Annotated in this window: 14 protein-coding genes and 1 pseudogene; 12 read left to right on the top strand and 3 right to left on the bottom strand. The window is 60.9% G+C overall.

The features are described 5' to 3' along the window. Window positions 1–256 (bottom strand): annotated as a pseudogene (locus D477_RS02595) (hypothetical protein); the annotation flags it as partial. Between the two features lie 227 nt (window positions 257–483). Here D477_RS02595 and D477_RS02590 point away from each other — a divergent pair. From D477_RS02590 to D477_RS02530, 12 genes are all read left to right on the top strand, one after another. Next, entirely contained in the window at window positions 484–807 is a 324-nt protein-coding gene (locus D477_RS02590; RefSeq protein WP_005266988.1) for a hypothetical protein, read from the top strand. Window positions 808–1,698: 891 nt separating this feature from the next. Then, on the top strand, window positions 1,699–1,923 hold the full coding sequence (locus tag D477_RS02580) for a helix-turn-helix domain-containing protein (protein ID WP_005266985.1): 225 nt from the start codon (window positions 1,699–1,701) through the stop codon (window positions 1,921–1,923). Window positions 1,924–2,083: 160 nt separating this feature from the next. Beyond that, the gene (locus tag D477_RS02575; RefSeq protein WP_005266983.1) at window positions 2,084–2,323 is read left to right on the top strand and encodes a hypothetical protein; all 240 of its coding nucleotides are present in this window, start codon (window positions 2,084–2,086) and stop codon (window positions 2,321–2,323) included. After that, complete coding sequence (locus D477_RS02570) at window positions 2,320–2,565, top strand: hypothetical protein (protein WP_005266981.1); 246 nt, start codon at window positions 2,320–2,322, stop codon at window positions 2,563–2,565. Before D477_RS02575 ends, D477_RS02570 begins: the two co-directional genes overlap by 4 nt. Before the next feature lie 3 nt (window positions 2,566–2,568). After that, on the top strand, window positions 2,569–3,024 hold the full coding sequence (locus D477_RS02565) for a hypothetical protein (protein WP_005266980.1): 456 nt from the start codon (window positions 2,569–2,571) through the stop codon (window positions 3,022–3,024). A gap of 79 nt (window positions 3,025–3,103) precedes the next feature. Then, on the top strand, window positions 3,104–3,583 hold the full coding sequence (locus tag D477_RS22510) for a hypothetical protein (RefSeq protein ID WP_005266975.1): 480 nt from the start codon (window positions 3,104–3,106) through the stop codon (window positions 3,581–3,583). Then, the gene (locus D477_RS02555; RefSeq protein WP_005266974.1) at window positions 3,580–5,682 is read left to right on the top strand and encodes an AAA family ATPase; all 2,103 of its coding nucleotides are present in this window, start codon (window positions 3,580–3,582) and stop codon (window positions 5,680–5,682) included. The genes D477_RS22510 and D477_RS02555 overlap by 4 nt, the downstream gene beginning before the upstream one ends. Before the next feature lie 263 nt (window positions 5,683–5,945). Continuing rightward, entirely contained in the window at window positions 5,946–6,380 is a 435-nt protein-coding gene (locus tag D477_RS02550) for a hypothetical protein (RefSeq protein ID WP_005266973.1), read from the top strand. Next, window positions 6,377–6,712, top strand: coding sequence for a hypothetical protein (locus tag D477_RS02545; protein ID WP_005266972.1), 336 nt, complete (start codon window positions 6,377–6,379; stop codon window positions 6,710–6,712). The genes D477_RS02550 and D477_RS02545 overlap by 4 nt, the downstream gene beginning before the upstream one ends. A gap of 188 nt (window positions 6,713–6,900) precedes the next feature. Further along, complete coding sequence (locus D477_RS02540; protein ID WP_005266970.1) at window positions 6,901–7,110, top strand: hypothetical protein; 210 nt, start codon at window positions 6,901–6,903, stop codon at window positions 7,108–7,110. 12 nt (window positions 7,111–7,122) lie between these two features. Then, window positions 7,123–7,788 (top strand): recombinase family protein, encoded by a 666-nt coding sequence (locus tag D477_RS02535; RefSeq protein ID WP_005266969.1) that lies wholly within the window; start codon window positions 7,123–7,125, stop codon window positions 7,786–7,788. Window positions 7,789–7,819: 31 nt separating this feature from the next. Continuing rightward, window positions 7,820–8,980: a tyrosine-type recombinase/integrase gene (locus D477_RS02530; RefSeq protein ID WP_005266968.1), complete on the top strand. Its 1,161-nt coding sequence runs from the start codon at window positions 7,820–7,822 to the stop codon at window positions 8,978–8,980. Window positions 8,981–9,063: 83 nt separating this feature from the next. Here D477_RS02530 and D477_RS23515 read toward each other — a convergent pair whose 3' ends face one another. Together D477_RS23515 and D477_RS23510 are read right to left on the bottom strand one after the other, a co-directional pair. Beyond that, entirely contained in the window at window positions 9,064–10,392 is a 1,329-nt protein-coding gene (locus D477_RS23515) for a type I restriction-modification system subunit M/S (RefSeq protein ID WP_150109961.1), read from the bottom strand. Then, window positions 10,389–11,088, bottom strand: a 700-nt coding sequence (locus tag D477_RS23510) for an HsdM family class I SAM-dependent methyltransferase (RefSeq protein ID WP_005266966.1), incomplete at its 5' end; no start/stop codon positions are given. The genes D477_RS23515 and D477_RS23510, both read right to left, overlap by 4 nt.

Below are 11,088 nucleotides of genomic sequence, written 5' to 3'. Positions count from 1 at the left end.
ACGGCGGCCGCCGGCCCCCGGACTGCAGGGCGATGGAGATCCCGGCGATCAGCGCGAAGAGGGCCGCCGCCCGGCCCCCGGTCAACGTCCACACGGCGTCGGCCGCACCTCCCGACGGCAGCATGTTGATGACCACGATCCCGATGAGGGCCACGCAACGGGCGACGTCCACGCCGACCATCCGTGGCGAGCCCCCTGGCCCAGCTGTCCGTGATTCATGGACCAGGGACGGTTCCTGGACTGTACGAATGGACATAGCGGATTCCTTCCTGAATGCTCGGACCCGGCAGGCACGGGAGCCACGACGGAACCCGCCCCTTGGTGGTAGCGCCGCCGGAACAAGCCAACGTGCTGACCCGTTATTCATGCGTTACTGGCAGGACCGACGCGGAACTCGCTGCGTACGCACAGCGAGTAGGGGCCCTGGACAACAGGACGGAGCAGCCGTGATTTCCCGGTTGCCAGGGGTGCGTCCAAGGCAGGATGCAGCGGGCTTTCGCTCCAGGAGCTCAGGTCCAGCGTGCACTCGGCCTGTTCGCCAACCTTCAGGAAGTCCTCGGCGAGGTGCTCCAGGCCGACGAACCGCAGGCACCCGTCTTCGACGAGACCCGGCGGTGGCTGGAAAACAAGCAGGCGCGGAACGTGCTCGCACTGGCCTCCAAGAAAACAGACACGAAGACCGGCGGTAGCGTTTCCTCTCGTGTCGCAGCCGCCGTGCTCAACGACGAGCAATACAGCGATGACGAGTTGGTGGTTGAGCATCTAAGCGGGGCGCTACGTTCTAAGACGCGAAGGCCTGCTGGATAATCTCGCGCACGGAACCGCCGACTTTCTGGTTAGCTACCCGTTCGGGAAGTACGCCATTCCGAACATGTGGGATGTGCTCCTCCTGAATACGACGATGCAAGGCGCTCAACTGTTCTTGCAGGGCCGTGGTCACAGCGGCGTTTGGGCCGATGCCATCGCGGACGCCGGCAGATCCTTCGATACAGCCGGGGATATAGACATGGCATTGTCGGAAGTCCCGGGTGTCTGGCTCGAAAAGCTTCCGCCTCGGAAAGCTGATTCCGCTCAGAAAAGTTGAGCGCCGGAGGGTTTTGGAGGCGATGCCGCTGTGTAGGCAAAAAGAGAACGCCCAAGAGCAAGATGCTAACCAGTGTTTGAGCCGTTCTACTGGAGCCCCCTGCCGGATTCGAACCGGCGACCCCCTGTTTACAAGTGCTCTTAGGCAACAATACGCGCAGCAGCGCAATCCTACGAATCTCTACGCTTTGAGCCGGAATTGAGCGGGTTCCAGGGCTTTGCAGCAGCGGGAATTCGTCCCGCTTCGTAGCTGTCCGAACCTCTCCGCCCAGCAGGGTCGGAGGGGTTTTTGGAGGGGACAGGAGGGGTCCCAATCCCGGATAGCGGCTTGGGGCCGGATTAGTTATAGTTCAAGTTGTCCGGTTCGCCGGACACCTAGATTCAGAGTCTAAGTTTGGCCGCGAAACGCGGATAGCACCGGTAACGGGCCGGGTCCATGCACCGAAGCGGGTGAGGTCGAACCACTGAATCGAACTGTTGACACCTAGCCGAGGAACGGCTTTCAGGCGTAGCAGAGGTTGAAATCATGTCCACTTTTGTGGGCTGGTTCTCCCTGTGCTGCGCCTTTTCTGTTGCCAAGGGGAGAATCAGCTCGCTATTTTCCTGGAGCTGCAAATGGCAACCCAACTCCCCCGTAACGCCAATCCGCCGGTGTTTACACCGCAGACCGCCGCCGAATATCTCGGTGCAACGGAGCGTCAGATCTACGACGCCGTGCGCAAGAAGCGCATCACCCACGTCAAAGTGGGCCAGTACGTCCGGTTCCGGGAGTCCGACCTGCAGGAGTACATCCAGCGTCAGACCGTCCTGGCTGAACCGTTGTCTCAAGGAGCGCGCTGATGACCGAACCAAATTTCGTCACCGACAGAAACCGTCCTGAGCCTCGCTACGGGCGTCCAGATAAGCCTTGGACACCGCCCAAACGGCCGAAGGACGTGGAAGCCGCCTCCGAATACACCGGGGAGAGGCTGCGTCCCACTCCACAAGAGAAGGATCGGGCATGACCACGATAACCAAACCGGGAACGCCGACCGTCGCAGGCATGCGCGAAATGCGCGTTGCACTGCCCGACGAATACTTCGCGGCGCTCAACTTCGTCGGGGACCAGACCGGCGAATCCCAGCGGTCGATTGTTCGGCGCGCTGTCGGGACGTACCTGCGCGAGGCCGGATTCCCTCATCTCATCGATGTCCCGGCGACCCACACAACCCGTACCAACAAGAAGGGGACCAAGAAGTGAGCACAGAATCCGTTATCCACTCCATCGGTAACGCCAAGCTCGGCCCCAATCTGGCCGCGTTGGGAGCTGCGAACCGGCTAGCCAAGCTCGACCCGCTGGCCGTCATCAAGCGCCTGGATGAGACGTTGGCCCGAGCCGAGGAAGTCATGGCAGAGAAGGCCATGGCCCGTCAGGAAACCCAGAACATCGTTGACCAGCTGCGTTCCAAGTCGAAGCAGCGCCGCAGCACGAAAGGACTCTAAGCCATGCGGAACTACACACCCGTTGAAGTCATCGATGCGCTGGAGAACGATCAGGAGCTATACCTGCTCAAGAACAGCCCCAACGGCCGGGACGCCCTACGCGAGACCGTCGCGCACCTGACCCAAGACATCGAATCAGAATCCAACCGGCAGGCGGAGGCGGCCAACGAATTTCACGACGAGCTGGCCCCGGAAGTTGCGCAGCTGGAGGAATTCGAAGGCCGCGTGCAGGAGCTGATTACGGCTCTCCACAACACCAGCGGCTCACAGCTCGAACTGCAGGATGCCTACTTCGCGCTAGAGGAGCAGTCGAAGGTTCTGATAAGCCGCGTGCTCAACAAGGAAGCCCGCATCGAGGGAATTCTGGCGAATCTGCATGACCCCGTGGGGTCACTCAGCCGCTTGCAGAGCAAGTTTCCTATTCTGCGGCGTCCGTATCTAGAGCCCTTCGGCAAGTAAGCGTTCAATCAGCAGGAATGCCCCGTTGTCTCATCCGGAAACGACGGGGCACCTGCCAACCACGAAAGCTCCTGGAACCATGGTCAACGAAATCGTAGCTGTCCTCCCCACGTGCTCACTACTGCCTCCGGACTACGTCCGTTGGACGGAAGCGGAGATATCCGGCGACCCGCTCGCCCATAAATGGCCCATACACCGGCTAACGGCCACAGAGCTGGCTACCCTCAGGGTCCGCATCGAAGGTCCGGCAAAACCCACAGAGAACCACGACGGCACGGTAGCGGGCTGGGTCGCCCATCGGCTACGCGTCCACGCCGAGCGCGGAAAGCTGCTGGGGCGGTCCTCCAGCGACCTTGCGCGCGAAATGTGGGACATGTTTTTCAGCGGTCCCCGTCCCAAATACCCGTACCGGGGATTCGACGTGCTCCGGTGCGTGGACGAAGCCGCCGAGGCCACCGGCGTTTCTGTCTGGATAGACGCAGCGCCGACCAAGGACGACCCCTACAGCTACCGGCCAATGCGCTTCAGCGACAGACTGGCAGAGCTGGAGGGACGGTGACCGCGCAGAACGAGGAGTGGCCGGAACCCTCCGACACAGTTTCGGTTGTGCTGGACGTCCTCGACAACGTACGGCAGACCGACGCCAACCAGTGGCAGGCGAGCTGCCCCGCGCACGAGGACGATTCACCTAGCCTCGCAGTCCGTGAAGGCGATAGCCAGCCGCTGACGGTCTACTGCCACGCCGGGTGCGACTACAAGGACGTTGTAGCGGCCCTGGGAGAACTCGGTGTGGACAAGAACGTGGCGCTGGGCCGGGGCGCAGTGCTCAACAGCGGCAGGTTGCGCCGTCGGAAGCTCAAGGCCGTACCCACCAAACCGGACCTGCCGCAGCATATGTCCGAACTGCAGGACAAGTATCTGGAGTGGCACGACAGATTCTTGGCGAAGGCCGACCAGCCAGGCACGAAGGAAGCGGAGCTGCTGGAGTTCCTTACCGGCGAGCGCGGTTTGTCGCAGGAGACTATCGAGCGGTACAAGCTCGGCTACTACGACGGTCGGGTGACACTCCCGGTTCGGGTCCGCAGCAAGTTGTACAACGTACGCCGGTATCTGCCCCGCGCCAAGCAGTCCAAGATGATCTCGTGGGAAGGGCAGGGCTCCCCCGCGCTGTTGTATCCGTGGGCTGTCTTGCAGGAGCAGAAGGCAACGCTGCCGGTGCTGTTCTGCGAAGGCGAGCTGGACGCGCTACTGGCCAATCAGGAGAGCCAGGGACTTTTTGTCGCCATCACCGGGACAGGTGGCGCACAGACGCCTCCCCGCGACCTCTCCGCGCTGAGCAACCGCCGCGTGTTTATCGCCTACGACGCCGACGAAGCCGGGCGCACCGGCGCTGAGAAGCTCCAGCAACGGCTAACGGCTGTGGGCGCTCGGGCTTTCATAGTGGACCTCACCCGTCTAGGGCTGGGTCCGGACAGTCACCAAGACATCTCCGACTACTTCCTGAGCTATGGCGGGACAGCTGCCGCGTTGGTGGAGGAAATGGAGCGGGTGGCTGGGGCTACCCGGCAGCGGTTCCAGCCGGTAACGGCGGCGGAGCTGGCCCGGCCCGTTCCTGCTATGAGGTGGCTGGTGCAGGGTGTTTGGCCGGAAGGGTCCTACGGCACGCTGGCGGGAGAAAAGAAGACCCTCAAGACGTACACGAGTCTGTCTCTGGCGCTGGCCGTGGCTAGCGGCGAGCCGTTCCTCGGGCGGTTCCCGGTGCCGGAGCCGCGCCCGGTGCTCATGTATCTGGGCGAAGGCGGGCAGAACCCCACCGCCTTACGGCTGCAACGGATCGCGGACGCTATGGGCGTGGACCTCGGCGCGCTGCCGCTGCGGATGGTGTTCGACGCCGGAGACATAACCGGCGACGAATTCCTCCACCAGTTCCAGCGCGCTGTCCGCGAGCAGAAGCCGGGGCTGGTGATTGTGGACCCGCTGTACGCCTACCACCCCACCGGCATCGAAGCGCAGAACCTGTACGACCGTGGACAGATGCTGGCGCAGATACAGCAGCTCGCGCCGGAAGGCTGCGCGCTGATCATCGCGGACCACTTCCGCAAGACCGGCGGCAAGGACCTGGACCTGGATTCCATTGCACAATCCGGCGTTGCGCAATGGGCGGACAGCTGGATTCTGCAAAACCACGACGCGGCTCCCCGCGTGGACGAAGGCCAGTTTTCCATCGGTATGCAATTCGGGTCCCGGCAGTGGGGCGGGCAGCAGTACCTCGCGGAGTGGTCGCTGGGGCGCTTCGACGAAACTACCGGGGAACACGTTGGGGACCTGCGGTGCTCGGTGTCGGCGGCGGACTGGGGCTCCAGCTCGTCGCGGAAGAACCGGGAGAACGCGGCGACCTCCGCACTGATCCAGGTCTTGCAGGAGTTCCCGCTGCAGCTTACCCGTAACAAGGTCCGTGAAGAGTTCTACGCCCGGCACAAGAAGAGCCAGAAGGCGTTCGACGCGGCGTGGGACGAGCTGCTGAGCGCCGGGCGGCTGGTTAGCGAAACCGGGCAGGTGCTAGAAGGGCGACGGCAGGTGGCCCGGGAAGTGTGGCAGATGAACCCCGAACCGCCGCCGAAACTGCGCCTGATTTCAGGGACGGCGGATTCGAGTTGAAATTCGAGTTGCCCAGGACAATCCAACTCGAACTGCGGCCGATTCGAGTTGCCGGCGTCGATTGCCAGAATTCCCCGAGAACCCGCAGATTTCAACTCGAATTCTTGCCGATTCGAGTTCAGTTCGACTTGGCCAGCCGGGACCGGTCGAGGGCGGGTATCGGGCAACTCGAACCCGATCCCCCGTCCCTTAAGGGATTCGAGTTGAGTTGCCCGGCACCTTTGACGACCTAAACCTTTCAAACCATCCACAAGGAGAATGCCATGGCCAGGAACCCCTTGCCATCGAAAAAATGCAGCCGAATCAAGAACAACGGTGACCCCTGCGGTCTGTACGCCATCCAAGGCGGTAGCGTCTGCCACAAGCACGGCGGGTCCGCGCCACAGGTAAAGAAGAAGGCAGCAGAACGAATTGCCGAAGCTGCAGACGACGCTGCCGCTCTGCTGGTGCAGTTCATGGAAGACCCCAAGAACGACGTCAAGGTACGGACGCAGATAGCCCAGGATCTCCTGAACCGCGCCGGGTACAACAGCAGGCAGGCTGTGGACCTAACGGTGAGCAAGTTCGACGAAGCCGTAGCCAACGGCGAGTTCCTTATTGATCTGGGAGAGTCGGACGCCAACGAGATAGCTGCGCTGGAGGTCTTGGCTGAGCCGGAACACAAGGTGCAGCTCCGCAAACGGCGGACGCAACGATGATGGAGAACCTGCTCCGGTTCCGACGCGCCACCCCTGAGCGGCAACGTCAGGTCTGCGTTGCTCTGGCTACTGCCTTTGTGTTGGCCGACGACGAGGCCGCATGGCTGGAGCTAGTGGAGGCTGTGGGCATACCGCTCGCTGCGCCCTTCGAGCTGGCGCGGCAGGTTCGACAGAGCCCGACGGAGACGCGCCAATATCTCGCCGAGATATCCGTCCTCGCCTGTCTGTCCAACCGCAACGACCGTCCCGGCCTGCAGTGCCTAACGGCCTACCGGCGAGCGCTGGCAGTCGCTGACATGAGGACGCACCCAGTGTGGGACGAGCTGGGATAACCCCGCCAGCCACGCGAAAACCCACTTTTGCCGGGAGAACGGCGCGGTCGAGGGGAACCGCCCAGCTCAGAGAAAAATCGGTCCGCAAATCGGCGAGTAGTGAAATTCCAGAATCTGGCGTTCGATTCGACTTCGAGGCGGAAAGCGCAACCGGACGTTTTCGCCTCGAAGAACGAAGGAGCTACCCCATGAAGCCAGAAGTTGGAGCCAAGGCAACCGTGGAAGTCCTCGGCCAGTCTGTGATCGGCGAAGTCGTACGAGTCAGTGAAACCAGCGTGTGGATTCGCCTGCACCACCCGTCGGGTACAACGCCCACCTTCCGCTACACGCGGCGAACCAACGGCGAGTACCGGAAGGCCGGGGCAGGCCAGTATGCCGCACCCGTCCTCTTCCACTAGGGAGAACGAGCAATGACAGAACCACGGAAACGCGCCATCGGCTATGTGCGGGTCAGCACGGAGGAACAGGCGACATCCGGCCTCGGGGTGGAAGCGCAGATCAACGCGATCAAGACCGAGTGCATCAACCGGGGCTGGGACTTCGAAATCGTGATGGACCTTGGCTGCTCGGGTAAGCACATCAATCCCGAACTACGGCGAGCGCTGGACCTCTTGCGCACTGGACGGGCAGACGCGCTGGTGGTAACGAAGATGGACCGGCTGGCGCGGTCTGTGCAGCACGCCGTGACCACGATGAACACGGCGATGCAACAGGGCTGGAACCTGATCTTCATTGACCAGGCCTTGGACCTTACCACGCCGCAAGGCCGGATGGTGGCCACGATCCTGGCCGGGTTCGCCGAGTTCGAACGCGAAATGATCTCCACACGAACCAAGGAAGCGCTGGCAGAGCGGAAGCGCAACAACCTACCCAACGGCAGGAAGTCCGCGATCCCCGCCGCTATCCGTGACTACATCTGGACCCGGCGCGAGGACGGCGCTTCTTTCAGCGTTATCGCTAGCGAACTGGAAGCCGAAGGTCACCTCTCCCCTACAGGGCTGGCGAGCTGGTCAGAGAGCACCGTCCGCCGCGCCTACATGAGCATGCAGCGCAGGCAGGCGACACCGATAGCGTAGCGGCCCACCTCCAAACAAAAGGACAAGCACCATGGCACACATCAAGACTCTGACCAGAGCCAACGGCAAGGCAGCGTACGAAGTCCGCTGGCGGGACGGCTCCCGCTTCCGGCAACGCACCTTCACCGCCAAGCGGGAGGCCGAACGCTTTGCCCTGAAGGTGGAAAACGAGCTAGCGGAAGGCACGAGCACCGAACCGCTGGTCAAGAACTCCAAGACTTTCCATGAGGTGGCCGAAAGCTGTTTGGACGCCGATCGGCCAAGGCTCAAGCAGAAGACGTTGGAAGGGTACGAAACGACCTTCCGCGTTCATATCTATCCGGTTTTCGGCCACCGGCGCATAGCATCCATCACGAGCCAGGAAGTGGAGAGGTTCATTGCAGAGCTGCGGGACAAGCCCACGCCGGGAGGTAAGCAGCGGTCGGAAAGCTCGGTGCGCGGGACGTTCCTGGCGTTGCAGAAGGTGTTCAGCTACGCGGTACGACACCGGCTGATTTCCTACAGCCCGATGGAAGCGCTGAACAAGCCGCGTTTAGCTCAGTACAACGCCAACTTCCTAACGCTGGACGAGGCCAACGCCCTCGCCGCCGAGCTGGACAGCTTCGAACCCTACGGGTTGATTGTGCGGTTCGCGGTGTGGACCGGGCTGCGGTCGGGTGAACTTGGAGCGCTGCGTATTCGGGATATCGACATGATGCACAAGGAGGTCCGCGTTGAAAGGACCATGTCGTGGGTAAAGGAAGGGTGGATCTTCACAACCCCGAAGTCCGAACGCTCCCGGCGCGCCGTGCCGCTGCTGGACGAACGGCTCATTGCCGAACTGCGCGAGTATCTGGCCCAGCACCCGTACCGGACCAACCCCGACGCCGGGCTGTGGCCGGGGAAGGTCAAGGGCCACCCGCTAGCCACGTACGACCGTGCCTTCGATCCCAAGGGCTTCTACCGCTACAGCTTCAAGCCAGCCGCCAAGGCCACCGGCCACCCAACGCTGAAATTCCACGAGCTGCGGCACACCTTCGCGTCCCTGATGGTGAGCTTCGGGGTGTCCATGTTCGAGCTAAGCCGCCTGATGGGCCACAGCTCCATTACTGTCACGGACAGCATCTACGCCCACATGTACAAGAAGGACTATAGCGACCTAAGACGGCGCATTGCGGTCGTACTTGAACAGACTATCCATCATAGTGCCTGATTTAACGGCCCCTGCGAGACGAGTCGAGGTCGCTCAAACAAACTGCTACGACCTCGACCCATCCAATCTCGAATGCGGTGGTTCTACTCCGCCTCCGCCAGCACTGTCGACGGGTTCGGTTCGCTGGACCTCTCGGCAAGCAGTCCAAATTCGGCGTCTCGAAGAGAGTCCAGGAGCTCTTCAAGTTGCTGCACAAGGTCAAGCCGAGCATTTCGAACTGCGCTCAATTGTGGCAGCACTTCCGCCACTATGCTCTCCTGTTCCTCCAGCGGAACGTAGGGAATACGCAGCCTCTTCACGTGCTCCAACTTGAGTGCTGGATAGTGTGCTCCCTTCATCACGGTGATGCTCTGCTGGGCAATCGAAGGTGACATAAGCATCAGTAGCAAATAGTACGGATTGACGCCCACAGGTGGTCGAAGCACCGCGAATCCCGTCGAAGCGATTGCCTCGTTCCATTCTTCGGTCACGACAGCATGGCCCCGCAAGTAGGGCCTCACTGTCGCGAACAGAACATCACCGGTGCGTACCAGACGACGCGCACGACTTGGCGCTTTCGAACCCGAGATGGGCTTTTCAACTGATATCTCTCCGCGATCGACCGCAGACAGATCAATGTAGTTGAATTCGACTTGGGGTGTCCGCGAAGGATCCCGGTTCTCGGGGTTGATCACGACACCGAGCTCGTTGAGGGACTTTAGTTCGGCGCTTGAGAAGAGGTCGGCTACCGCTGTCCTTTCTGCAGCTTCCAGCAAAGCTCCGGCAAACTGCGTTGCCGACTCCACAACTACCTGTATCTCGCCCGCTGCCGCCGTTGGACTCACCACATCTAGTTGAGGCGGACGCTCGGGATGATGCATATCAAGATCGAGTCGTTCCTCATCAAGTGAACGTACATCTACTTTCCACGCCCACTCATCTTCCTGGCGGTCACCCCACCACGCTCGCAGACCGTCAAAGTCCGCCGCTGTGAGAGGTTGCGTCTTAGTAAAACGGGGATGTTTGAGGTGACGACGGTTCTCTGGCACAGGTAGCTCGTAGTACCAGATTTCGCGTGTCGGACCAGAACGGTCGAAGAAGAGCAAGTTCAACTTCTGATGCGGCGTGTGTGGGAAACAGCCAGCAGGCAGACGGACTATGGTGTGCAGGTTGCAGTCCTTTAGAAGTTTTCGTCGAACTGCACGGAATGCAGAGTCGTCGTCGAACAGAATCCCGCCGGGGACAACAACCCCACACCTCCCATCGTTCTTTAGAGACGCGACGATGTGCTGAAGAGCCAGAACCTCTGTGGCAGAACTTTTCGTGGGGAAATTCTGTTGGACCTGAGGATTCTCTTTACCTCCAAAAGGAGGATTTGTCAGGACGATGTCGAACTTTTCGTTCGGACTGATCGTGCGTATGTCCTTGCTCAAGGTGTTCGTTCGAACCAAATTGGGGGACGGGATCCGTGAAGGATCATGTTCATAGTGCCGAGCAGGAACGGAAGCTCCCCGGATTCCTGACCAAAAAGCGTTTCGTGCTGCAACCGTTCGAGGTCCGCAACCGTGATTTCGTTGTCCTTGAGGAATTCATAGGGAGAGATCAGGAAGCCGCTGCTGCCAGCAAACGGGTCGTAGACCGTCTCGCCGAGCTTCGGATCGACGGCCCATGTCATGAAATCCACAATGGGACGAGGAGTGTAGAACTCCCCGGACCATCCTGCTTCTGTGCCCATCTCAGCCAACAACGTCTCATAAATGACGCTCATAGCGTGGTAGTCCTCTGAGCCGTGGAAATCAACCTTGTTGATGACGTCCACCACTTCGGCCAGTACATAGCCGGACTTCATCACCGTGGTTACTCCCGTGAAGATCTGGGCGATCTTGTCGGCCGTGGGAGATCCGGCCAGTTCCTGAAGGTAAGGGAGCAATTCCCCTTGGATGTACTGGATAAGGGCACTTCCAGTATTCCCTGCCCTCGTCCATGTGCTCCAGGAGTGCTCCTGGTCAATCACTCGCTGGAATGGCTTCCCATCGATTAGGGCTTCTTCCTCGCGTTCGTTCTCGAGCTCCTCGAACACACGAAGGAACAGGAGCCACGAGAAATGCTCCAAGTACTTGGTCGTGCCC

Source organism: Arthrobacter crystallopoietes BAB-32 (assembly GCF_000328305.2).
In the GTDB taxonomy this organism is placed as follows: domain Bacteria; phylum Actinomycetota; class Actinomycetes; order Actinomycetales; family Micrococcaceae; genus Crystallibacter; species Crystallibacter crystallopoietes_A.
Note: the sequence above shows the minus strand (reverse complement) of the source record. Positions and strands in the feature narration are given on the sequence as shown.